Origin of the sequence: Streptomyces sp. NPDC004284 (assembly GCF_042874035.1) — a bacterium.
In the GTDB taxonomy this organism is placed as follows: Bacteria; Actinomycetota; Actinomycetes; order Streptomycetales; family Streptomycetaceae; genus Streptomyces.
This window is the reverse complement of the sequence record NZ_JBIAMJ010000016.1, coordinates 109,344-132,229: the sequence shown is the minus strand read 5'-3', so window position 1 is coordinate 132,229 and position 22,886 is coordinate 109,344. Positions and strand designations below refer to the sequence as shown.

Below are 22,886 nucleotides of genomic sequence, written 5' to 3'. Positions count from 1 at the left end.
TCCCTCAGTTCGACAGGCGGGCGAGGATCTGCGGACCGAGGTCCGTGACGTCGCCCGCACCCATGGTGAGAACGAGGTCGCCGGGGCCGGCCATTCCCGCGATGACCTCGGGGACGGTGTCCTTGTCGTGGACGGCCGTCACGACGGCGCCGGCCCGCTCGGCGGCGGCGATGATCAGCTCGCTGGTGATGCCGGGGATCGGGTCCTCGCGGGCCGGGTAGATGTCGAGGACGACGGAGGCGTCCGCGAGGGCCAGCGCGTCGCCCATCTCCTTGCCCAGCTCCTGGGTGCGGGAGAAGAGGTGCGGCTGGAAGACGACGAGGAGGCGGGAGGCCCCGGCGGCGCCGCGCATGGCCTCCAGGTCGGCGGTCATCTCGGTGGGGTGGTGCGCGTACGAGTCGATGACCTGCACGCCCTTGGCCTCGCCCTTGAGCTGGAGGCGGCGGCCGACGCCGGTGTACGCGGTGAGGGCCTGGGCGAGCTCGGCCGGGTCGATGCCGACGCGGGCGCCGGCGGCGAGGGCCGCGGCGGCGTTGTGGGCGTAGTGGCGGCCGGGGACGGAGACGGTGAAGGTGTGCTCGACGCCGTCGAGGAGGACCGTCACCTCGCTCTTCATCCCGTTCGGGACGATCTTGAGGATGCGGGCGTCGGAGTCCTCGGACTCGCCGACGGTGACGATGTCCAGGCCCTCGCGGTCCGCGACGCGGCGGGCCAGCTCGCGGGCGCCCGCGTGCTCGCCGACGACCAGGGTGCCGCCGGGGCGGATCTTGGCGGTGAAGGCCTCGAAGGACTCGTAGATCTCGTCCATGGAGGCGTAGTTCGCGTGGTGGTCCAGCTCGACGTTGAGGACGATCGCGACCTCGGGGTCGTACTTCTGGAAGCTGCGGTCGCTCTCGTCGGCCTCGGCGACGAAGACCTCGCCGGAGCCGTGCAGCGCGTTGGTGCCGGGACCGTTCAGGTCGCCGCCGATCGCGTACGAGGGGTCGAGGCCGAGCTCGGTGAGAGCGACGGCCAGCATGGAGGTGGTGGTCGTCTTGCCGTGCGTACCGGCGACGGCGATCGCGCGCAGGCCGTCCATGAGGGAGGCGAGCGCGTCGGAGCGGTGGACGACGGGGATGCCGAGCTCGGCGGCGCGGGCCAGCTCGGGGTTGTCGGCGCGGATCGCGCTGGAGACGACGACGGCGGAGGCGTCGTCGGCGAGGTGCTCGGCGGCGTGGCCGATGTGCACGGTGGCGCCGAGGGCGCGCAGCGACTCGGCGGTGGCGGACTCCTTGGCATCGCTGCCGGCGACCTTGGCACCGCGCTGGGCGAGGATCTTCGCGATGCCCGACATTCCGGCACCGCCGATGCCGATGAAGTGCGGCCGTTCCATGGCGGCAGGGATGGCGGGTGCCATGCGGATCTCTCCCCGGGGTGTCTCGTGGCTGTCTCTTGCGTACGCAAGAGACAGGCGTCTGGAAGCCCCCAGCCTAGTGGCTCACCAGATCCGTGCCCTGTGGGGCGCGACGGCACCGGGCCCGCGCCCTCTGCACAGGGCGCGGACCCGGCTTTCCCGATCACCCGCTTCGTTACTCGCTGTGGGCGAAGAGCTTCAGGACGGGGACCCCGACCTTGTGGCGGGCCCGGGAGGCCCAGTCCCGGTGGAAGAACTCCTCCACGTAGTGCGGGGCGGTGAGGACGATCACCTCGTCCGCCTCCGCCTCGTCGACCACCGCCTTCATCTTGTCGAGCGGGTGGTCCTCGACGACCTGGCCGACCGCCTCGCAGCCGGCGTTCCTCAGGGCCTGGAGCGAGACCTCCAGGCCCTTCTCGGCCAGCGGCCGGGCCTCCTTGCCCTCCGGTTCGTCGCCCTCCCGGGCGGCTTCCTTCAGCTCGCCCATGGCGACGTCGTCGATGGCACGCAGCAGTACATCGGCCTGGTCACCACGCGGCTGCATGAGAACGATGAAGGACACGCCCTCGTCGCCATGCAGGGTGGTGACGAATTCCACGTCGACGGACGTGAGGGGCTTCTCGATCATCAGAACGCTTGTGAACACCTCAGGAGCCCTTCTGCGGAAACCATCCTTCCCCGTGCCCGCACGGGGTCTGCGACAGTAAGTGTGCCCAGCGGACGTTAAGCGGAACGACAAATTCCGCTGATTGTCAGATCCGACGGTAGCGGGTGAAGAGGAAGCCGTCCTGCTCCAGCACGGAAGCCACCTGGAAGCGTGTCGGGACGGCCACCGAAGGCCCCCCGGCGATCCGTTGGGCGCCACCCGCCGTCATCGTCGGCGAGACCGTCAGGCACAGCTCGTCGAGGACCCCCGCCGCCACGAACTGGCCGAGCAGCCGGGGCCCGCCCTCGGTCAGCTGGCGGCGCAACCCGCGCTCCGCGAGCGCCGCCACCGCGCGGGCCGGCTCCACCCCGGGCCCGTCGCCCGCGATCAGCACCACGGCGCCCGCCGCCCGGGCGGCCTCGATCCGCTCGGCGGGCGCGGCGGCCCCCGTGAGGACCAGGGTGGGCAGCAGCGGCTCCGTGAAGAGGGGCAGCGAGAAGTCGAGGCTCAGGGAGGCGCTGACCACGGCGATCACGGGCGCCGGGCCCTGTCCGGCGGCGGCCCGGCGGGCGGCGAAGGCCTCACGCGCGCGTGCCGGGCGGTAACCCTCCAGGCGGACCGTTTCCGCACCCACCACGACCACATCGGCGAGCCCGCGCAGGACGCCGAAGATCCGCATGTCCGTCTCGGAGGAGAGCGGCTGGGAGCGCCCCTCGTGCTGGCCGGCCCCGTCGAGGGAGGAGACCATGTTGGCCCGCAGCCACGGAGCACCCCCTTCCGGATACGCGTAGGCGTCGGCGAGGGCGTCGAGCGACCACTCCTGGTCACCGGAGGCTGTCATGTCCGTCACAGGGAAGAGCTGGCGCATGATCGAAGTCTGACACGGCGCTTACAGTGGGGAACTGTGTCGACCCGTGCCCTCATCGAAGCGGCTTCCCCCGAAGCGGCCCCGCTCTCGCTCTGCTCCCGAGAGCCCCACGTCCCCGCCGACCGCCTCGTCGCGGAGATGGTGCCGCCGCCACGCTTCGACTCCGTACGCTTCGACACGTACCTCCCCGACCCGAACCAGCCGAGCCAGACCGAGGCCGTCAAGATCCTGAGCACCTTCGCCGAGGGCCTCGGCGGGGCGCACGCCACCGGCGCCGGCAAGCGCCGCTGGTTCGCGAAGAAGCCCGCCGCCCCGAGCGGCCCGCGCGGGGTCTACCTGGACGGCGGGTACGGCGTCGGCAAGACCCACCTGCTGGCCTCGCTGTGGCACGCGACCCCCGCGGAGCCCGCGCTGAAGGCCTTCGGCACCTTCGTCGAGCTGACCAACCTGGTCGGCGCGCTCGGCTTCCAGCAGACCGTGAAGACGCTCGGCGGACACCGCCTCCTCTGCATCGACGAGTTCGAGCTCGACGACCCGGGCGACACCGTCCTCGTCTCCAGCCTGCTCAGCAAGCTCGTCGAGTCGGGCGTGGCCCTCGCCGCCACCTCGAACACGCTCCCGGGCAAGCTCGGCGAGGGCCGCTTCGCCGCCGCCGACTTCCTCCGCGAGATCCAGGGCCTCTCCGCCCACTTCCGGCCGCTGCGGATCGACGGCGAGGACTACCGCCACCGCGGACTGCCCGAGGCCCCCGCCCCGTACTCCGACCAGGTGGTCACCGAGACCGCGTACGCGACGCCGGGCGCCTCCCTCGACGACTTCCCGCACCTGCTCGAACACCTGGCCAAGGTTCACCCGAGCCGGTACGGCGCCCTCACCGACGACCTCAGCGCCGTCTGCCTCACCGACGTCCAGCCGGTCCCGGACCAGTCGACGGCCCTGCGGCTCGTCGTCCTCGCCGACCGCCTGTACGACCGCGAGATACCCGTGCTCGCCTCCGGACTCCCCTTCGACCGGCTCTTCAGCGAAGAGATGCTGAACGGCGGCTACCGCAAGAAGTACTTCCGGGCGATCTCCCGGCTCACCGCGCTCGCCCGCGACGCGAAGGGGCTCGTCGCGCAGTAGCTTGGTGGCCGTACCCGATCGAAAGGGATCCACCATGGCCACCGTGCGTCACGCCCACACCGTCTGGCAGGGCGACCTCCTCAAGGGCTCCGGCGTCGTCACCCTCGACTCCTCCGGCATCGGCTCGTACGACGTCTCCTGGCCGGCCCGGTCGGAGGAGCCCAACGGCAAGACGAGCCCCGAGGAGCTCATCGCGGCCGCGCACTCCTCCTGCTTCTCGATGGCCTTCTCGAACGGCCTGGCCAAGGCGGGCCACGCGCCCGAGCGCCTGGAGACGAAGGCCGACGTCACGTTCCAGCCGGGCGAGGGCATCACCGGCATCCACCTGACCGTGCGCGGCACGGTCTCCGGCCTGGACGCGGACGAGTTCCAGGCGCTCGCCGAGGACGCGAAGAAGAACTGCCCGGTCAGCCAGGCGCTCACGGGCACGACGATCACCCTCACCGCCGAACTGGCCTGACGCCAGGTCAGAACACGCGCCACATGAGGCAGTTGCGGCCCGCATAGTTCACGCGCCACGAGGGTGCGTGATACACACATGCGGGTCACACGTCACATCACATCCGTCCTGTCCTCCCCCTGGGCCCTGCGGCCCGGGGGGACCCCCAAACAGGAAGTGGGTCGTTGCCTCATGTCCGCAACACGACGTCAGATCCTCTCCCGCACCGGCGCGTCCGTCGCCGGTATCGCCTTCACGGGCGCCCTCTCCGAGCTCTTCGCCGGCAGCGCGAGCGCCGCGCCCCGAACGGCCGGCTACGGCCCCCTCGTACCGGACCCGGACGGTCTCCTCGACCTCCCGGCCGGCTTCCGCTACCAGGTCCTCTCCCGGATGGGCGACCCGCTCCGCTCCGGCGAGGGCCTCGTCCCCAGCAACCACGACGGCATGGGCGCCTTCGCCGGCCGGCGCGGCCGGGTGCACCTCGTCCGCAACCACGAGAACCGGGTCACCGGGAAGATCGCCGTCCCCACCGTCCCCGGCCTCACGTACGACCCGGCCGGCAAGGGCGGCTGCACGGCCCTCGAACTCGACGGCCGCAACAACGTCCTCGGCGAGCGGGTCGCCATCGCCGGGACCGCCGTCAACTGCGCGGGCGGGCCGACCCCCTGGAACACCTGGCTGACCTGCGAGGAGACCGAGGACCGGGCCGGCACCAACGGCTACACCAAGGACCACGGCTTCATCTTCGAGGTCGACGGCGCCGACCCGCACCGCACCGGAGCCGTCCCGCTCACCGCGATGGGCCGCTTCCAGCACGAGGCGATCGCCGTCGACCCGGCGAGCGGCATCGTGTACGAGACGGAGGACGCCTTCGAACGCCCCTTCGGCCTCTTCTACCGCTTCCTCCCGAACCGGCCCCTCGGCGGCACCGGCTCGCTCCGCGCGGGCGGCGCCCTGGAGGCCATGCGGGTGCCCGGCGTACCCGACCTCTCCGTCGTCCAGGAGACCGGCGCCCGCTTCGACGGCATCGAATGGGTCCCCGTCCCGGACCCGCTGGCGACCTCGACCTCCATCCGGCACCAGGACTTCGGCCCCCGGGGCATCACCCACGCCCAGAAGCTGGAGGGCTGCTACTGGGGCGGGCGCGCCGTCTACTTCGTGTCCTCCTTCGCGCGGGCCAAGGACGGCTCGGCGGCCACGCACTTCGGCCAGGTCTGGAAGTACGAGCCGCACAGGCGCCGGCTCACCCTCGTCGTCGTCTTCGGCCCGGACACCGACGTCCAGCTCCCCGGCGAGTCCCCCGACAACATCTGCCTGGCGCCGACCGGAGGCCTGATGGTCTGCGAGGACGGCAACGGGGCGCAGCACGTCTTCGGGGTGCGCGAGGACGGCGAGGTGTACGCGGTCGCACGCGGCGCCCAGAACATCGGCACCCCGGAGGACCCCGAGTGGGGCGAGTTCGCGGGCGTCACCTTCTCCCCGGACGGCTCCACGATGTACGTCAACTGCTACACGCCCGGCACGACCTTCGCGGTGACGGGCCCCTGGTGCTGAACCGACTGGACTAGCGGACGCCCGGGTTCCGTCGGAGGATCGGGAGAGGGAGAGGACGAGCGGCGCGGCGGAAGGGGCCCGAGGTGGCGAAGAAGAAGGACGACGGGAAGAAGAAGCCGAAGGCTCCGGAACCCGTCCTGCGCGACATCCTCCGGATCCCCGAGGGCGAGCGGATCGACCTCGCCGCGCAGGACGCCCGGGCGACCCCGGCCGGCCCCGCCGACAAAGCGGCGGGGCTGGCCGCCACCGCCGCCCTCGCGCCGCGCCTCACCGAACTCCAGGACCGCCTGTACGCGTCCAGCACCGCCGGCGACCGCCGGCGCCTCCTCCTCGTCCTCCAGGGCATGGACACCAGCGGCAAGGGCGGCACGGTCAAGCACGTCATCGGCCTCTTCAACCCCTCCGGCTGCCGCATCCGCGCCTTCAAGGCGCCGACCCGGGAGGAGCAGAACCACCCCTTCCTCTGGCGCGTCATGCGCGCCCTCCCCCAGCCCGGCGAGATCGGCATCTTCGACCGCTCCCACTACGAGGACGTCCTCATCGCCCGCGTCCGCGACCTCGCCCCACGCCGCCAGATCGCCCGCCGCTACGGCCAGATCAACCGCTTCGAGAAGTCCCTCGTCGAAGACGGAGTGACGGTGGTCAAGGTCTTCCTCCACCTCTCCTACGAGGAGCAGCGCGCCCGGCTCCTCGCCCGTCTCGACAACCCCGACAAGCACTGGAAGTTCAACGCGGGCGACATCGACGAGCGGGCCCTGTGGCCCGCCTACCGCCAGGCCTACGAGATCGCCCTCGAACGCTGCACGACGGACGAGGCCCCGTGGTACCTGGTCCCGGCGGACCGCAAGTGGTACCGGAACTGGGCGATCAGCAAGCTGCTGCTGGAGCATCTGGAGGGGCTGGATCCGAAGTACCCGCCGGGGGACTTCGACGTGGAGGAGTGCCGGGCGCGGCTATTGGCTTCGTGAGGCGCGCCGGCGAGCGACGGCCGTCTTCGGCTCCCTGAAGGCGGTGAGGTCGAGTCGGCCCAGCCGTCCCTGCTCGGCCATCATGGTGAGCAGTCGGTCGAGCAGTGCACGGTCGACGGCCAGGAACGTGGCGAAGGTGGTCAGGAGAGCGGTGTCCTCCAGCCGTGTCACCAGGCCGAGCAGGACGTCGATCTGTTCGGTGTCGAGTTCCTCCATCTCCCTGAAGAATTCGCTGAACGGACAGAACCGCAGGAGACCGGCGAGCACGCACTCCGCCACGTCGAACCTCCCGGCCTCCGCGAGCCCCGCCAGAACCCGGATTCCCAACCGGTCGGACGGACGCTTCACGGTCAGTACCTCCGCCACCCGGGTCAGTGGCCCCGGAGGCGAGGTCCCGGCCAGCGCCGCCACCACGAGGGCGACGACATCCGCGTCGCTCGCCAGGCGCCGCACCGCCACGGCAAGGACACGGTCGCCATCGCCACTCGGAAGCCCCTGGTGGACGACGGCGGCGTTGCGGTCGGTCAGCCGGTCGGCGACGGCGGCTGCCCATCCCTCGCGCATCCACGGCGCCAGCGCCGGGCCGAACGCCAGCACGTCCTCCAGAGGCCTCAGCCGCGCCACATCGGCGACGAACGTCTCGGCCGCCATCGCCGTCCTGCTCTCCTGGAGCCAGTCCAGCAGCTCGGTCGCCTCCGCCAGCGGACGCCCCCAGGCCGCCTCGGTCAGCTCCCGTGCCGCCCCTGGGAAGTCGTCCTCCTCCCACAGCGCGAGCAACCGGTTCTTGAGCGCTTCCAGAGGAAGGCCGCCGGGACTGATCCTCGACAGCTCCTCCTCCAGGTCAAGCACATGGTCCCGCAGCTCGCGGGTCTGGCGTTCCGCCTCCGCCCGGAGGTGTTCCGCGTCCTGGAGGTCCTGGCGGAGCTCGGCGACCTGGCGGAGGAGGTCCTCGCGGGCGCGGGCGAGGGCGGACCGTTCCGCGCCCCAGTCCAGACGGAGGCGCGTGAGGCCGTCCGCGACGTCCCGCGCCTCCGCCTCCTTCTTGTCGAGGAGCGCGTTCAGCGCCTCGATGTTGCGGTGGGCCCGCTCGGTGTCCCGCCGGGAGCGGGCCAGCTCGTCCCGCAGGCTTTCGAGGCGGTACTCGTCCGGGCTGCAGACCCGCAGCGCCTCCAGCCTCCGACCGCGCAGCGCCTCCTTGGCCTCCGGCTGGAGCGGCGCTCCGACGTGGTCCTCGATCTCCTGGACCAGGCGGTCGATGAAGTCCTGGGGCGCGACGCGACGGCCGGCGAGGTAGCGGGAGACGGCGGACTTGTCGAGGTGGACGCGGTAGGCGTACTGGCTCTGGCTGATGCCGAGCCTGGTGAACATCTCCTTCAACACGTTGCCGAGCGCCGCGACCTCGGGGACCTCTCCCCGCTCGACCTCCGCCGAACTCCCCTGCGTACGGGCCACTTCGGTCATCGCACCCCTCCCCCGGAGCGTTGCCACCGCACCGGCAACGGTTGCGGCTTCCGCAACGTACCCGATGCCGCCGACGGTGGGGGCTCGTCGATCCACTCCCCGGAGGAACTCCATGCGTACGCTCCGCTGGGCCCAGCGCGCCCTGATCGTCCTCGTCGCGACCCTGCCCCTGCTCCTCGTGACGCTCGCCTTCGTCCCCGCCCTGCTCGTCCTCCCCTTCCGCCGGGAGCGGGCCGCGCACGCCCACGCGATGGTGCGTCAGCTCAGTGCGTGGACTCGGGTGCTGCTGCTGTCGAGTCGCGAGCGATAATCACTTTGATCGGTTAACTTCCGATCGTGAACACTTCTGTACGAAAAATGGCGGCGCTTGGTCTTCTGGGCGCCGCCCTCGTCGGCTGCGGCAGCGGCGCGGCCGAGACCCCGGCCCCCCGGACGAAGGCGACGGCGGCCGTCGCGCAGAGCCCCTCCCCCAAGCCCAGCGCCGCCGCCCCCGGCCCGAAGCCCGCGCGCACCCCCACCGCCCCGCCGACCATGGCGCCCGGCCCGGGCGGCCTCACCCCGGTCTACACGCACCGCGCGAAGAGCGCCGAGAAGGTCGTCGCGCTCACGTTCGACGCCGACATGACGGCCGATCAGGGGCCCCGGGCAGCGCGGGGCGAGCACTTCGACAATCCCGAGCTCATCGCGACCCTGCGCCGGCTCAAGGTGGACGCGACCGTGTTCATGACCGGGCGCTGGGCGGAGGAGTACCCGGACCAGGCGAAGTCGATCGGCGGCGATCCGCGCTTCGAGATCGCCAACCACTCCTACAGCCACTACGCCTTCGCGACCCCCTGCTACGGCCTGCCGACCGTCGCCGGGCCCGACCAGGCGGCCGACGTGCAGCGCGCCTTCGACTCCTTCCGGGACGCCGGGGCCGTCAACGTCGTCCCGTACTTCCGCTTCCCCGGCGGCTGCTACGACGACGCGGCCCTGCGCGCCCTCGCGCCCGTCGGGGTCACCGCGGTCCAGTGGGACGTGGTCAGCGGGGACGCCTTCGCGAAGGACGCGGACGCCGTCGCCGAGCAGGTCCTCGACGGGGTGAAGCCCGGCTCGCTCGTCGTCATGCACTGCACGCGCAGCGCCGCCCCCGTGACCGAGCGGGCGGTCCGCCGGATCGTCCCGGAACTCCGGGCCCGCGGCTACCGCTTCGTGAAGGTCTCGGAGCTCATGAGCCGCTGACCCCGCACGGCCTCACTCCAGGCGCGCCGTGGCCCGGCACGCGAGGGCCGCGACCGCCGCCGCGAGGAGCAGTGCCCCGGCGCAGGCGGGCCAGGGCGGTTCGGCGGTCGCCGTGCGGGCTCCGGTGACCAGGGCGGTCATGGCGTACTTCGCCGGGGAGCCGGTGGTGACGAGCGCCAGGAGCGAGCCGAGGACCAGGGCCGCGACGGACCAGCCGGGGGCCCGCAGGAACGGGCGGGACGCCAGCGCGCCGACGGCGGCGCCCGTCAGGGCGCAGGCCAGTGCCGCGAGCAGCCCGGCGGTGACCGCCGCGAGCGGGGTGACCCCGCGCCGGTCGCCGATCGCCGTCACCGCGAGGACGGCGACCGCACCGGTGAGGACCGGCCAACCGGCCCCGGCGAGCAGCGCCGCGAGATGCGCGCGCCCCCGGCCCGCGGCCGCCGCGACCACGCTCCGGGCCGCGGGCGGCTCCTGGGTGAGGCAGATCCGTACGGACCAGGCGGACACCGGGAGCAGCGCCGCCGCGGTGAAGCCGAGCGCGCCGAGCACCGGTTCGCCGGCCTGGACGCCGACGCCGACGAGCGCCGCGTACAGGAGCAGCGGCGCCAGCCAGCGCTGGGACCGGAGCAGCAGACCCGACTGGTAGCGCAGCAGCGCCGTCATACCCGTACGCCTTCGGTGCCGAGGTGATGGATGTGCCAGGACGCGGCGAGCAGCGCGCCGAGGAGGGCGTCGGAGTGCGCCCCGTCCACGGTGAGGAGGGTGGTGCCGTCGGGGCCGGGGGCGATCGCGGGGTCGCCGGGCAGCCGGCCGGGAAGCGGTCGACCGCCGGAGGCGACGATGACGATACGAGCGGAGGCCCGGGAGCCGACGGAACCGGACACGGACGGGCCCACGGCACGACCGGGCCCGGTCCCGCCCGTCGAGAAACCGCCCGCCCCCGCCCCGGGCCCGCGCCGAGCCTCCCGAAGCCCCCCGTCCGTCGCCTCGGCCCCGGGCCCGGCCGGCGGAAGTCCCCCGCCCGTCGCCTCGGCCCCGGCCGTCGGCAGACCGTCCGCGGTCACCGCGCACTCCGGTCCGGCAGGCGGAAGTCCCCCCGGTCCCGCGAGCGCCCGCGCCGTCTCCCGTACCCGGCCGTCCTCCACCCGGTACACGACCCCGGCCTCCCCCTCCAGGCGGCGCGGATCGTGGTCGACGAAGACGACCGTCGCGCCGGCGGCGAGGCGTTCGCGGACGGCGGTGTCCAGTTCGGTGCGGGCGCCGGTGTCGAGGCCGGTCCAGGCCTCGTCGAGGACGAGGAGGGCCGGGTCGGCGAGGAGGGCCTGGGCGACGGCGACCTTCTGGCTGGTGCCCTTGGAGAGCTCCGCCAGAGCCGTACGCGCGTGCGTGCCGGCCCCGAAGCGCTCCAGCCACTCCCCCGCCCGGGTCCGCGCCGCCGCCCGGCCGAGGCCCTGGACGCGGCCGAGGTGGACCAGGTAGTCGAGGGCCGTGAACGGCAGGGCGACGGGGAAGCGTTCGGGGACGTACGCGGTGCGGGCCGGGCGGCCGGTGACACGGCCCCCGGTGGGGGCGTCGACGCCGGCGAGCAGCCGGAGCAGCGTGGACTTGCCGGTGCCGTTGGTGCCGACGACCCGCACGAGGGCGGCGGCGGGGAGGTCGAGCGAGACCTCCCGCAGCACCCACGGGCCGCGAAGCCCGTGGCGGCGCCCCACGTGCTCCAGCCTCAATGCGAGGGGTTCTTCTGCGGGGTGAGCTCGCTCGGCCGGACGACGACGAAGCCCTGGCCCTCCAGCTTGAGCTGCACGGCCTCGCCCGAGCCGCCGCGGATCATCGAGCCGAGGGACTGCGAGCGGTGCAGCGAGGTGTGGAGCTGCTCGCTCCAGCCGACGACGGCGTCGGTGTCGACGTACACCGGGGCCTGCGGGGTGACGGGGATGACGATCGGGTTGCCCTCGCACATCAGGGCGATCTTGCCGTAGCCGGAGAAGACGGAGTTGAAGAGGCCGCCGCCGGTCATGCCGGCGCCCTTCACGGTCTTGATGTCGTAGTGGAGGGTGGCGTCGAAGCAGAGGACGTTGCGGCCGTTGACGGTGAAGGCCTCGCCCTGCTCGATCTCGACGATGAAGCAGTTCTGCGCCTCGTGCGCGAACCAGGCCTCGCCCTGGCCGCGTACGGCCATCAGCGCCAGGCCCTCGCCGGTGACGGCCCGCTTGAGCATGCCACCGATGCCCTGGCCCTTGCGCTCGAACTGGAGGTCGCCGCGGAAAGCGATCATCGAACCCTGTCGGGCGTGCATCTCGCCGTTCACGGTGTACTTGACCGATTTGGCGTTCTGGAGGGTCATACCCGGGAAGGTCGCCGCCTCGGCGAGGTGTTCACCGGCAAAAAGATCGCTCTTCATGAGGGGCATCCTGTCCCGGAAGGGATGATTCCCACAAGATTCACTCCTCGACGCGATGGCAGACTTGCCGGGTGAGCAGCAACGAGACCGATCTCCGCGATGAGAAGCCCCAGTTCGTCCTCCCCCTGGTCGTCCGGATCGAGCGCGACGCGCCCCCGGCCCGTACCGACGCCCTGGAGACCGCGGCGCGGGCCGTCCTGGAGATCCTCACCGACGACCGCTCCCTCGGCGACGGCGAGTGGGCGCAGGCCATCACCGACTGGCAGGACGCCCGGATCCGCAAGGTCGTGCGCCGGGCGCGCGGCGCGGAGTGGCGCCGTGCGAACACACTGCCGGGCATCACGGTCACCGGCGCGGAGGCGGAGGTGCGGGTCTTCCCGCCGGTCCCGCTCGACGGCTGGCCCAAGGACCTCGCCAAGCTCCAGGTGTCGGGCACCGACCTCGACGACCCGGCCGCCCCCGGCCCCGTGCCGAACGGGGCGGCGGTCCTCTGGCTCAATCCGGAGCTCGACATGTCGGCCGGCAAGACGATGGCCCAGGCCGGCCACGGGGCCCAGCTCCTCTGGTGGGCGATGCCGGAGGCCGACCGGAAGGCCTGGCGGGAAGCCGGCTTCCCGCTCGCGGTGCGCACGGCACGCGCCGAGGACTGGCCGGTCCTGACGGCGAGCGGCCTCCCGGTCGTCCGCGACGCCGGCTTCACGGAGATCGCCCCGGGCTCGTACACGGTGGTATCCGAGGGCAGCGCCCTCTTCGCCCCGCAGCTGCGTCTCCCCCGGCCCTGACCGCGGCGCGACCGGGTGTCGGACCCGTGTCGTAGTGTGCGCGGTCCGTACTCCTGGGAGATCCGCATGTCCGTTCGCGCCCGGCTCCACGCCGCCGTCCCCGTCCCGCTGCCCTCGTCGGAGGCCGGCCCGCCGGAGATCGTGGGACGGCCGGGGCGCCGGCTGCTCGTCCAGCGGAGCGACGACGAGGTCGTGGCCCGTCCGCTGGACGACGCCTACGCCGCCCGGCCGGGAGCGGAGGTCCGCTTCCCCGCGCCCTGGCCGCGTCGCCGCGGGACGTGGGAGGTCTCTCCCGACGCGGGCCTGGCCGTCTTCGCCGGGGTGCACGCCGTGCGCGCCGTCGAGCCGTCGGGGGCGACACGCTGGGAGGTCCGGCACGCCTGCTGGTCCGGGCCGTGCGGGGAGACGCACGAGTCCTACGACGCGTACGCGGACCGCCAGGACCACCGCTACCCGGACGAGGGCTCCGTCGGTTTCTCGGCGGACGGAAGCCTCGTCTGGGCCCACGTACGCGGCCCGCTGGCCGGGGGCGAACCGCTCCCCGACGCCGTCGACGAGTGGCTGGTGATCGACGCCGTCGACGGCCGCGTACTCGCCCGGGCCGACGCCCGGGCCGCGGCGGCCGGCAGCGACCACCTCTCCCACCCGGCCGATCCCCGTCGGATGGGCCTCGGCATCGGCGAGGGCCAGGACGGCGCCCCCCTGCGCCTGGGCCGCTGGGACGGAGAGGAACTGCACGTCACCTACGTGGAGGGCGACCTCTGCCCGCTGAGCGTGAGCCCCACGGGCGATCGGCTGATGACCGTCTCCCACGACCAGGACTCGCTCAGCGTCCGCGACTTCGACGGACTCCTCCTGGACGGGCTGGACTGGGACGCCGAATCGGTCCTCCCCCTCCACCCCGACGCGCCCACGGACGATCCCGACGAGACCCCCGTCTGCTGGGACTGGGCAGGCGGCTTCGTGAACGGGACGACCCTGATCGCCTCGACCCACGAGTGCGACGACGAATGGGGTCCGGGCCGGCACTGGCTCCTCGACACCGCACGACCGCAGGCACTCCACCCCGTCGTCTACCCCTCACCGCCCTCCGGCCCGCCGGCCGCACTCGGCGACGGCACCTGGGTGACCCGCTCCGAGTCCGGCGACGCCTTGCACGTCTGGACGGCCGGGACTCCCGGGAACGTCTTCTCGGCCGTCCTTCCGGAAGCCCTTTCATAAAGGCGCTGGAACCAGTCCGGTGACTGGCCGTGAGGGCCGGTGAAGGCCACGGGGGCGGCGCCCGGCGGGGCCTGGGAGTCCAGCGCGCGGACCGCCTCCCGGGCTGTCGGCCGGGCCCGTTCGTCCGCGTGCGGCGCCGCGGCGTCGCCGCGCCCGCCCGGGCGATCGTCCCGCCGGGGCGGGACGGACGGGCACGACGACGTTCCTCCGCTCGCAGCGGCCGAACCTCAAATGAAGCTCTGAACGTCCCCCTCCTGGGATTCGAACGTCCCCCACCGGGCCATCAGGTGGGGGACTGAGTACCGAAGGAGGGGGACCATGACGGAACTCGGCATCGGCATCGGGTGGCGTCCGGAGATCGCCGAGGCGGTGGAGGCGCTGCCCGGAGTCGACTGGGTGGAGGTCGTCGCGGAGAACATCTGCGCGGACCATCTGCCCGACTCCCTGACCCGGCTGCGCGAGCGCGGCGTGACGGTCGTCCCGCACGGCGTCTCGCTCGGGCTCGGCGGCGCGGACCGCCCGGACCCGGCGCGGCTCGCGGCCCTCGGGGAGAAGGCGGTGGCGCTGGGGGCGCCGCTGGTCACGGAGCACATCGCGTTCGTACGGGCCGGGGGGCCGCTCACCGCGACTCCGCAGCTCGAAGCCGGCCATCTGCTGCCGGTGCCCCGGACCCGGGACGCGCTCGACGTGCTCTGCGAGAACGTGCGCGTCGCCCAGGACGCACTGCCCGTGCCGCTCGCCCTGGAGAACATCGCGGCCCTCATCTCCTGGCCGGGCGAGGAGATGACGGAGGGCCGGTTCCTGGCGGAGCTGGTGGAGCGTACGGGGGTACGGCTCCTCATCGACGTCGCCAACCTGCACACCAACCACGTCAACCGGGGCGAGGACCCGGCCCGGGCCCTGTCCGAGCTCCCGGTCGAGGCCATCGCGTACGTCCACGTGGCCGGCGGCGTCGAACGGGACGGCGTCTGGCACGACACCCACGCCCACCCGGTGACCCGGCCGGTCCTCGACATCCTGTCGGACCTCGCGTCCCGGGTGTCCCCGCCGGGAGTTCTGCTGGAACGGGACGACGACTTCCCGCCCGCGGAGGAGCTGGCGGCGGAGCTGGAGGCGATCAGGACGACTGTCGGTATCCGTCCCGCAAGGGCGGAACGGATGGGCGCAGCCCACGCGCACGGCGCCCTCGCACGTGTACCCGCACCCCGGCGGACGTCGCTTCTGATCGGTGCCGGGGCACGCGCCTCGGGTGGGGCCATGCCCGGCGTGGCCCCCGTCGCCGAGGAGCCCGAGCCCGTCGCCCGTGACGCCGCCCGGCAGCGCCTCGCCGTCACTCAGGCCTCCCTCCTGTCCGCGCTGGTCGCCGGCACCCCCGTCCCGGAAGGTTTCGACACCCGTCGCATCGGCATCCAGAGCCGCGCCCTCGCGGCCAAGCGGGCCGGGGTCGTCGCGAAGGTGGCGCCGGAGCTGCCGGAGATCCTCGGGAAGGACTTCCGGGCCGCGTTCCTCGCGTACGCGAAGTCGCGTCCGATGAGCGGCGGCTACCGGCGGGACGCCCTCGACTTCGTCGAGCAGCTGCTGATCGCGGGGCGGCCGGAGGATCCGGCGGCGCGGCGGCGGCTCACGGAGTGGTGGCAGGACCGTTCCGGCAGCCGGCCGCCGGGCCGGGCCACCCGTCTCGTACGGGCCGCCCGCCACGCGCTCGTACGGAGATGAGGCGGCCATGAACCTTCTGGTCCTCCTCGTCCACCTCGCGGCCGCCGTCGGGATCGTCCTCGTGATCGCCCGGGTCGTCCGGGCGCGCGGCGGTTCCGGCGGGCCCGTCCACGACCGGTACGAGCTCGCCTTCCTCAACGGCGGCCCGGCCCGTGTCGCCGACACCGCCCTCGCCGCCCTCCAGGCGGACGGCAGGCTCGCGATCGGCGGGCCCGGCATCGTCGCGGTCGTCCGTCCGACCGCGCACGACCCGGTGGAGCGCGCCGTCCTCCAGGAGCAGGCCGCCGCCCCGCACGGAGCCCTGCACCACCTGCGGCTCCGTGTGATGCGGCACCCGGCGGTCCAGGAGATCGGGGGCGGGCTCGCGGCGCGCGGGCTGGTCGTCGACCCGGCGACGCGGCGGGCCACGGCCCGCTGGTGCACCGGCCTCGTCCTGGCGGCCTTCGTGCTCTTCCCGGTCTCGATCGTCCTCACGGTGATCGACCTCGCGGGCGACCCGGACTTCCGGCTCCCGTTCGTCTTCAGGGTGGTGCCGGCGCTGTTCGCCGCCGGGATCACCGGCATCGTCTGCGGGTCGCTCTCCGCCCGGCAGACCACCCCGGCCGGCCGCCGTGCGGTCTTCGAGTACGGGCGGGCCCACGGCCCTCTCACGGACGCCGGCCATCTCGTGGCCCTGCACGGGCTGCGGGCCGTGCCGGACCCGGTGCTCCGGGAGCAGCTCGTCGCCGCCGCCCGGTTCTACGGGCCGCCCAGGGGGCACCTCCCGGACGGAGTCTGGGGGAGCAACGGGCGCGGCGGGCGGCCTTCGCCGACGCGCTTCCCGTCCTCGTCCCCGTCCTCGTCCTCGGACGCGGCCGTCCTCGGCGTGGCCGCCGAGTGGTGTGCGACGAATGCGTCCTGTGGCGGTGGAGGAGGCGGCGGTTCCTGTTCGGGCGGCGGCAGCTCCTGTTCCTCGGGCTCCTGCTCTTCAGGCTCCTGTTCCAGTGGAGGGTCCGGCTGCGGCGGCGGGTCGAGCTGCGGCGGCTCCAGTTCCAGCTCGTGTTCGAGTTCGAGCTCCAGTTCGTGTTCGAGCTCAAGCAGCTGAGGGGCCAATCGGGTGGCGGGCCCGGCCTTCGTCCCGTAGAACCGGGGCATGGTCTGGCTTCCGCTTCTCCTGGTGGCGTTCGTCGTGGCCGGTGTCGGCTGCGCGCGGGTCTGCCGTGCCTCGATGGCCGCCGCCCGGCCCCATGAGACGGACGGCGGTGCGGACCGGGAGCTCACCGTGTGCGAGGCGGCCTATCTGGCCGGCGGGCCGCTGCGGGTCACCGATCTGACCCTGGTGTCGATGCACCGGGCGCGGCGGCTGCTGCTCGCGCACACGGGCTGGGCGACGGTCGTGGACGCGGACGCCGCCGGGGACGAGCTGGAGCGCGCGGTGGTCGGTGCCATCGGGCCCGGGGGACAGTCGCCGATTCCCGCCGTGCGTCCGGTGGTCGCCGCCGCCGAGTCCGTACGGCTCCTCGCGGAGGGGCTCGTGGACCGGGGGCTGGCCGTGTCCGATGAGGACCGCCGGGAGGTCGCGGCCGGGGTGCGGGCGGTACGGGCGGGGTTCCTGCTGACGCTGGTGCTCGGGACGGTCGCGGCGCTGCTGGTGCCGGGGGACGAGCGTGCCCCGGTCGTGGCCGCGTTCGCGCTGCCGCTGCTGGCGTCGGGGCTGTGCCTGCTGATCGGGCGGGTCGAGGTGTATCCGTACACCCGCTGGGCGTCCCCGGCCGGACAGCGGCTGCTCTCCGGGCTCTCGCCGGCCGATCCGCTCGCCGATCCGCTCACGGCTCTCGCGACGCGTGGTCCCGCCGTCCTGGAACCGGAGCTCCGCGCGGCCCTGAAAGGCTGAGGCCCCACGGAAAGGTCCCGGAAATGACGCCGGTGCGGCGCGCATGACGCGCGCCGCACCCGGAGCCGGACCCGGTGTCGCTGGAGCGACGGGCAATGGTGCCGCCCGCCGTCTGATCTTCCGGGTCAAGGGGTGGGGGGGGGGGGGGGGGGGGCGGGGGGGCCCCCCCCCCGCGGGGGGGGGGGGGGGGCCCCCCCCCCCCCCCCCCGCCGCCCCCCCCCGGGGGGGCGCGGGGGGGCGGCGGCCCCCCCCCCCGCCCCCGCGCCCCCCCCCCCCCCCGCGCCGGGGCCCGCGCGCCCCCCCCCCCCCCCCCCCCCCCCCCCCCGCCACCAGGTTTTCGTAGGGCCGTCAGGCCAGGCCCGCCACCAGGTCGGCGACGCTCTTGCGGCGGCCGGTGAAGAACGGGACCTCTTCGCGGACGTGCATCCGGGCCTCGGAGGCGCGCAGGTGGCGCATGAGGTCGACGATGCGGTGCAGCTCGTCGGCCTCGAAGGCGAGGAGCCACTCGTAGTCGCCGAGCGAGAAGGAGGCGACCGTGTTGGCGCGGACGTCCGGGAAGCCGCGGGCCATCTTGCCGTGGTCGGCGAGCATGCGGCGGCGGTCCTCGTCCGGCAGCAGGTACCAGTCGTAGGAGCGCACGAAGGGGTACACCGAGACGTAGTCGCGCGGGTTCTCGTCGGCGAGGAAGGCCGGGATGTGCGACTTGTTGAACTCGGCGGGGCGGTGCAGCGCCATGTTCGACCAGACCGGCTCCAGGGCGCGGCCCAGCTTGGTGCGGCGGAAGAGGTTGTACGCCTCCTGGAGCTCGTCGCTCGTCTCGGCGTGCCACCAGATCATGACGTCGGCGTCGGCGCGCAGACCGGAGAGGTCGTACGTGCCGCGGATCGTGATGTCCTTGGCCGCGAGCTGGTCGAACAGCTCCTGGACCTCGTCGGCGTAGCCGCCGCGGTCCTCGGGGAGAACGTCGCGCAGCTTGAAGACAGACCACAGGGTGTAGCGGATGACCTCGTTGAGGTCCTTCGCCTTCTTACCGGCGTTCGGGATCTTTTCGGGCGCACTCATACGCCTATTCTCGCCCGTCACGAGGAGTGCCCCGCACCGGGGTGCCCCGTTCCGGACGTGGCGATGATCTCGTCGGCCGCGCGGTGGGCCGAGGCGATGGTGGCCGGGATGCCGACGCCGTCGTACGCGGCACCCGCGAGCCGCAGTCCGGGGAGGGCGGCGACGGCCGCGCGGACGCGGGCGACGCGGGCCAGGTGACCGACCGGGTACTGGGGCAGGCCGCCGGTCCAGCGGGTGACCGTGGACGCGACCGGGCGGGCGGCGAGGCCGGTGGCGGCGGCGAGGTCCTTGAGGGAGGCGGCGACGAGGTCGGCGTCCTCGCGGTGGACCTGCTCCTCCTCGCCGTGGCGGCCGACGGAGGTCCGCAGCACGAACAGGTCGGGGGCGCCGTCGGCGACCCACCGCCACTTCTGGGCGGAGAAGGTGGAGGCCTTGATGGTGTGGCCGTCGACGGGCGGGACGAGGAAGCCGGAGCCTTCCAGGGCGGGCACGTCGGAGCGGCGGAAGGCCAGGGTGACCAGGGCCATGGAGGCGTAGTCGATCGTGTCGAGCTCGGCGGCGGCGTCCGGGGCGTGGCCGCCGAGGAGTCCGGCGGCGATGCCGGCGGGGGTGGCGAGGACGACGGCGTCGGCGTCGAGGGTCCGGTGCGGAGTGACGACCTGCCAGCCGGTGGCGCCGGTGCGGATCAGGGCGGTCACGGGCGTGCCGGTGAGGATCTCGCCGCCGGCGGCGCGGATCGCGTCGGCGACCGCGCCGGGGAGGGTGCCGACGCCGCCCTCGATGCCGAGGAACACGGCGCCGCCGAGGCCGGTGGCGGCGCCCGCCACGTCGGCGGGGACGGCCGCGCCGGCCCGCTGGACGGCGTGGACGGCGGCGGTGAGCGTGGGGTGGACGCGGGCGGCCTCGAAGAGGGCGGGGACGGCTGCCTTCATCGAGATGCGGTGGGCGTCACCGGCGTACACCCCGCCGAGGAGGGGTTCGACGAGCCGGTCGACGACCTCGTGGCCCATGCGGGCGGCGACGTACGCGCCGATGGCGGTGTCCTCGCCGATCTCGGTCGGCGGCAGCTCCAGGTCTCCGGCGATCCGGCGGACGCCCTCGGCGGAGAGGAGGCCCTCGACGGCGGCGGGGTCGCCGGGGACGCCCATGACGTGCCCCTTGGGCATCGGGACGAGCTCGCCCCGGGACCAGACGGACGCGGTGGTCGTCGCGGGGGCCTGGAGCCGGTCGCCGAGGCCGACGGCCCGGGCGAGGGCGACCGCCTCGGGGCGGCGGGCGAGCAGGGACTCGGCGCCGAGGTCGACGGGCGCGCCCGCGATCTCCCCCGCGAGGAGCTTGCCGCCGAGCCGGGCGTCGGCTTCGAGGAGGGTCACCCGGTGGCCGGCGAGGGCGAGGCGGTGGGCGGCCGCGAGTCCGGCGATCCCGCCTCCGGCGACGACGACGTGAGGCCCGGCGTGAGGCCCGGCGTGCTGCCCGGCGTGGTGTCCCGTGGTGTCCGCGTTCATGGCACCACTCTCTCAAACCGCCCGCCCGCGCCCGTTCCGAGGCCGGACCGTGACCGCATCGCTACCGCCGGAGGGCAACCCGTGCCGGGGGCCCGTACGTCCAACGGGCACCACTCACCACCACCCTGGGGGGAACCTCGTGCGGGCAGTCAGAACGAGAACGACGGCCGCGGTCCTGCTGACCGCCTCACTGGTCCTGACCGGCTGCGGCGCGGGCGCCACGGAGTCGGCCTCGGACGCCAAGGGCGGCATGGCGGCGGCCAAGCCCGCCGACGGAGCCGCCGACGCTCCCGGAGCCTCGGGCGCGGCCGGGAAGCCCGCGGCGAAGGCGCCGGCCCAGCAGCACGTCATCCGTACCGCCTCGCTCTCCGTCGAGGTGAAGGACGCGTCGAAGGCGCTGGACACGGCCCGCCGGGTGGCGGCCGACGCGGGCGGGCACGTGGAGAACGAGTCGACGGAGCGGGTCGAGGGCACGCACCTCGGCTCGCTGATCGTGCTGCGGGTGCCGCAGGAGCGCTACGACTCCGTCCTCGCCGCGCTCTCGGGCACCGGGAAGCTGCTCGACCGCAAGGCGGAGGCCAAGGACGTCACCGACCAGGTGGTGGACGTGGAGAGCCGGATCGCCACCCAGCGGGCGAGCGTGGCGCGGGTGCGGGCGCTGATGGACCGGGCGGAGAAGCTGTCCGACGTGGTGACCCTGGAGGGTGAGCTGAGCCGCCGCCAGGCGGACCTGGAGGCGCTGCTCGCGCAGCAGGCCTCGCTGAAGGACCGGACGTCGATGGCGACGATCACCCTGCGGCTCTCCGAGCCGGAGAAGCCTCAGCCGGAGGAGGCGGCGGAGGGCCGTCCCGGTTTCGGGGACGCCCTGAGCGGCGGGTGGAACGCGCTGGCGGGCGCGGCGGCCTGGATCGGGATCGTCCTGACCGCCCTGGCGCCGTGGCTCGCGGTCGCCCTGATCGTCTTCGTCCTGTGGCGCCGCCTGGTCCGCCCGCGCCTCACGGCCCGCACCCCCCGGCCGGCGGGCGCCGCCCCCGGGCTGCCCGACATCCCGCGCAACGCCGCCGGAGCGCCCGTGGCCCCCGCGCCGTCGACGGCACCCGGACCCCGGGAGGCTTCCGGGGCCCCGACGACCCCGCGCCCTCCGGAGAAGCCCGAGCCTCCGACGACCCCGCGTCCCCGGGAGACTCCCGAGAAGTAGTTTCGTGCCATGAGTCTTACGAGCGAACGACTGGTGATCATCGGCGGCGACGCGGCGGGCATGTCCGCCGCGTCGCAGGCGCGCCGGCTCAGGTCCCCCGGGGAGCTGGAGATCGTCGCCTTCGAGCGCGGGCACTTCTCCTCGTACTCGGCCTGCGGCATTCCGTACTGGGTCGGCGGGGACGTGGCCGCGCGCGGGGAGCTGATCGCGCGCTCCCCCGAGGCGCACCGGGCCCGTGACATCGACCTGCGGACGCGGACCGAGGTGACGGAGATCGACGTTCCCGGGCAGCGGGTCCGGTCGCGGGACCTGGAGTCGGGTACGGAGGCGTGGACCGGCTTCGACAAGCTGGTGATCGCGACCGGGGCGCGGCCGCTGCGCCCGCCGCTGCCGGGGATCGACGCGGCCGGGGTGCACGGGGTGCAGACCCTCGACGACGGTCAGGCGCTGCTCGACTCGCTGACCGGTACGCCGGGGCGGCGGGCGGTCGTCGTCGGCGCCGGGTACATCGGGGTGGAGATGGCCGAGGCCCTGCTGAACCGGGGCTACGAGGTGACGGTCCTGACCCGGGGCGAGCAGCCGATGGCGACCCTCGACCCGGACATGGGGCGGCTGGTGCACCGGGCGATGGACGGTCTGGGGATCAGGACGGTCGTCTCGGCTCCGGTGACGAAGATCCTCACGGGTGAAGGGGGCACCTCCCTGCTCGAGCGCAGCCGAGAGCTTGGGGGAGGCCGGGTGCGGGCGGTCGCGACCGAGGCGGAGGAGTACCCGGCGGACGTGGTGGTCCTCGGCACGGGCGTGGTGCCGGAGACCTCGCTCGCGCGGGCGGCGGGGCTGCCGCTCGGGGCGTACGGGGGGCTGCTCACCGATCTGGCGATGCGGGTGCGGGGCCACGAGAACATCTGGGCCGGCGGGGACTGCGTGGAGGTCCTGGACCTGGTCTCGGGCCGGGAGCGGCACGTTCCCCTCGGCACGCACGCGAACAAGCACGGGCAGGTCATCGGCTCGAACGTGGGCGGCGACTACGCGACCTTCCCGGGCGTGGTGGGCACGGCGGTGTCGAAGGTGTGCGACCTGGAGATCGCGCGGACGGGCCTGCGGGAGCGGGACGCCCGGGAGGTGGGGCTGCGGTTCGTGACGGTGACGGTCGAGTCGACGAGCCGGGCGGGCTACTACCCGGGGGCCGCGCCGATGACGGTGAAGATGCTGGCCGAGAAGCGCACGGGCCGGCTGCTCGGGGTGCAGATCGTGGGCCGGGAGGGCGCGGCGAAGCGGGTGGACATCGCGGCGGTGGCGCTCACGGCGGGGATGACGGTGGAGCGGATGACGGCCCTGGACCTGGGGTACGCGCCGCCGTTCTCGCCGGTGTGGGACCCGGTGCTGATCGCGGCGCGCAAGGCGGTGGCGGCCGTTCGGGCGGCGGAATGACCCGAGCGGCAGAGCGACCGGTGGT

22 protein-coding genes are annotated in these 22,886 nt (G+C 73.9%); 13 read left to right on the top strand and 9 right to left on the bottom strand.

Features of this window, described 5'->3' with window-relative positions; translation table 11 throughout:
• Positions 1–4: 4 nt before the first annotated feature.
• The 3 genes from murC to ACFYUS_RS31220 all read right to left on the bottom strand — a co-directional run bounded on the left by murC (position 5) and on the right by ACFYUS_RS31220 (position 2,907).
• Entirely contained in the window at positions 5–1,396 is a 1,392-nt protein-coding gene (gene murC, locus ACFYUS_RS31230; protein ID WP_388859548.1) for a UDP-N-acetylmuramate--L-alanine ligase, read from the bottom strand.
• A gap of 172 nt (positions 1,397–1,568) precedes the next feature.
• A complete protein-coding gene (locus ACFYUS_RS31225; RefSeq protein WP_388859545.1) occupies positions 1,569–2,039 on the bottom strand; it encodes an indole-3-glycerol phosphate synthase in 471 nt (156 codons plus the stop codon).
• Between the two features lie 106 nt (positions 2,040–2,145).
• Positions 2,146–2,907 carry a pyrimidine reductase family protein gene (locus tag ACFYUS_RS31220; RefSeq protein WP_388859542.1) on the bottom strand — a complete coding sequence of 254 codons (762 nt, stop codon included), beginning with the start codon at positions 2,905–2,907 and terminating at the stop codon, positions 2,146–2,148.
• A 36-nt stretch (positions 2,908–2,943) separates the two neighbouring features.
• Between ACFYUS_RS31220 and zapE the strand changes: the two genes are divergently transcribed.
• The 4 genes from zapE to ACFYUS_RS31200 all read left to right on the top strand — a co-directional run bounded on the left by zapE (position 2,944) and on the right by ACFYUS_RS31200 (position 6,990).
• The gene (zapE, locus tag ACFYUS_RS31215; RefSeq protein ID WP_388859539.1) at positions 2,944–4,029 is read left to right on the top strand and encodes a cell division protein ZapE; all 1,086 of its coding nucleotides are present in this window, start codon (positions 2,944–2,946) and stop codon (positions 4,027–4,029) included.
• Positions 4,030–4,063: 34 nt separating this feature from the next.
• Positions 4,064–4,489 carry an OsmC family protein gene (locus ACFYUS_RS31210; protein ID WP_123455978.1) on the top strand — a complete coding sequence of 142 codons (426 nt, stop codon included), beginning with the start codon at positions 4,064–4,066 and terminating at the stop codon, positions 4,487–4,489.
• A 171-nt stretch (positions 4,490–4,660) separates the two neighbouring features.
• Positions 4,661–6,022 carry an alkaline phosphatase PhoX gene (locus tag ACFYUS_RS31205; RefSeq protein WP_388859535.1) on the top strand — a complete coding sequence of 454 codons (1,362 nt, stop codon included), beginning with the start codon at positions 4,661–4,663 and terminating at the stop codon, positions 6,020–6,022.
• Between the two features lie 83 nt (positions 6,023–6,105).
• Positions 6,106–6,990, top strand: a complete 885-nt coding sequence (locus ACFYUS_RS31200) for a PPK2 family polyphosphate kinase (RefSeq protein WP_388859532.1) — start codon at positions 6,106–6,108, stop codon at positions 6,988–6,990.
• Here the strand turns inward: ACFYUS_RS31200 and ACFYUS_RS31195 are convergent.
• Complete coding sequence (locus tag ACFYUS_RS31195) at positions 6,976–8,451, bottom strand: helix-turn-helix domain-containing protein (RefSeq protein WP_388859529.1); 1,476 nt, start codon at positions 8,449–8,451, stop codon at positions 6,976–6,978. The two genes, ACFYUS_RS31200 and ACFYUS_RS31195, sit on opposite strands and share 15 nt — an antisense overlap.
• Positions 8,452–8,563: 112 nt before the next feature.
• On the opposite strand from ACFYUS_RS31195, the gene ACFYUS_RS31190 reads away from it, so the two are divergent.
• Together ACFYUS_RS31190 and ACFYUS_RS31185 are read left to right on the top strand one after the other, a co-directional pair.
• Positions 8,564–8,761, top strand: a complete 198-nt coding sequence (locus ACFYUS_RS31190; RefSeq protein WP_369147173.1) for a hypothetical protein — start codon at positions 8,564–8,566, stop codon at positions 8,759–8,761.
• 47 nt (positions 8,762–8,808) lie between these two features.
• Positions 8,809–9,672 (top strand): polysaccharide deacetylase family protein, encoded by an 864-nt coding sequence (locus tag ACFYUS_RS31185; protein WP_388859744.1) that lies wholly within the window; start codon positions 8,809–8,811, stop codon positions 9,670–9,672.
• A 12-nt stretch (positions 9,673–9,684) separates the two neighbouring features.
• Here ACFYUS_RS31185 and ACFYUS_RS31180 read toward each other — a convergent pair whose 3' ends face one another.
• The 3 genes from ACFYUS_RS31180 to ACFYUS_RS31170 are packed head-to-tail and all read right to left on the bottom strand — an operon-like array spanning position 9,685 to position 12,073.
• Positions 9,685–10,335 carry an ABC transporter gene (locus ACFYUS_RS31180; RefSeq protein ID WP_388859526.1) on the bottom strand — a complete coding sequence of 217 codons (651 nt, stop codon included), beginning with the start codon at positions 10,333–10,335 and terminating at the stop codon, positions 9,685–9,687.
• The gene (locus ACFYUS_RS31175) at positions 10,332–11,384 is read right to left on the bottom strand and encodes an ATP-binding cassette domain-containing protein (RefSeq protein ID WP_388859523.1); all 1,053 of its coding nucleotides are present in this window, start codon (positions 11,382–11,384) and stop codon (positions 10,332–10,334) included. The genes ACFYUS_RS31180 and ACFYUS_RS31175 overlap by 4 nt, the downstream gene beginning before the upstream one ends.
• A gap of 11 nt (positions 11,385–11,395) precedes the next feature.
• A complete protein-coding gene (locus ACFYUS_RS31170; protein ID WP_388859520.1) occupies positions 11,396–12,073 on the bottom strand; it encodes an AIM24 family protein in 678 nt (225 codons plus the stop codon).
• 71 nt (positions 12,074–12,144) lie between these two features.
• On the opposite strand from ACFYUS_RS31170, the gene ACFYUS_RS31165 reads away from it, so the two are divergent.
• The 5 genes from ACFYUS_RS31165 to ACFYUS_RS31145 all read left to right on the top strand — a co-directional run bounded on the left by ACFYUS_RS31165 (position 12,145) and on the right by ACFYUS_RS31145 (position 17,665).
• A complete protein-coding gene (locus tag ACFYUS_RS31165) occupies positions 12,145–12,855 on the top strand; it encodes a peptidyl-tRNA hydrolase (protein WP_388859517.1) in 711 nt (236 codons plus the stop codon).
• Between the two features lie 66 nt (positions 12,856–12,921).
• Complete coding sequence (locus tag ACFYUS_RS31160) at positions 12,922–14,076, top strand: hypothetical protein (protein ID WP_388859514.1); 1,155 nt, start codon at positions 12,922–12,924, stop codon at positions 14,074–14,076.
• Positions 14,077–14,394: 318 nt separating this feature from the next.
• Positions 14,395–15,792 carry a DUF692 domain-containing protein gene (locus tag ACFYUS_RS31155; protein ID WP_388859511.1) on the top strand — a complete coding sequence of 466 codons (1,398 nt, stop codon included), beginning with the start codon at positions 14,395–14,397 and terminating at the stop codon, positions 15,790–15,792.
• Positions 15,793–15,799: 7 nt separating this feature from the next.
• Positions 15,800–16,876, top strand: coding sequence for a TIGR04222 domain-containing membrane protein (locus ACFYUS_RS31150; protein ID WP_388859508.1), 1,077 nt, complete (start codon positions 15,800–15,802; stop codon positions 16,874–16,876).
• A 48-nt stretch (positions 16,877–16,924) separates the two neighbouring features.
• Positions 16,925–17,665 (top strand): TIGR04222 domain-containing membrane protein, encoded by a 741-nt coding sequence (locus tag ACFYUS_RS31145; protein ID WP_388859505.1) that lies wholly within the window; start codon positions 16,925–16,927, stop codon positions 17,663–17,665.
• A 348-nt stretch (positions 17,666–18,013) separates the two neighbouring features.
• Here ACFYUS_RS31145 and hemQ read toward each other — a convergent pair whose 3' ends face one another.
• Positions 18,014–18,727, bottom strand: coding sequence for a hydrogen peroxide-dependent heme synthase (hemQ, locus tag ACFYUS_RS31140; protein ID WP_041131776.1), 714 nt, complete (start codon positions 18,725–18,727; stop codon positions 18,014–18,016).
• A 17-nt stretch (positions 18,728–18,744) separates the two neighbouring features.
• The gene (gene hemG / locus ACFYUS_RS31135) at positions 18,745–20,232 is read right to left on the bottom strand and encodes a protoporphyrinogen oxidase (RefSeq protein ID WP_388859502.1); all 1,488 of its coding nucleotides are present in this window, start codon (positions 20,230–20,232) and stop codon (positions 18,745–18,747) included.
• 139 nt (positions 20,233–20,371) lie between these two features.
• Between hemG and ACFYUS_RS31130 the strand changes: the two genes are divergently transcribed.
• Both ACFYUS_RS31130 and ACFYUS_RS31125 read left to right on the top strand, forming a co-directional pair.
• Positions 20,372–21,430, top strand: coding sequence for a DUF4349 domain-containing protein (locus ACFYUS_RS31130; protein WP_388859499.1), 1,059 nt, complete (start codon positions 20,372–20,374; stop codon positions 21,428–21,430).
• 9 nt (positions 21,431–21,439) lie between these two features.
• On the top strand, positions 21,440–22,861 hold the full coding sequence (locus ACFYUS_RS31125) for an FAD-dependent oxidoreductase (protein WP_388859496.1): 1,422 nt from the start codon (positions 21,440–21,442) through the stop codon (positions 22,859–22,861).
• Positions 22,862–22,886: the final 25 nt, after the last annotated feature.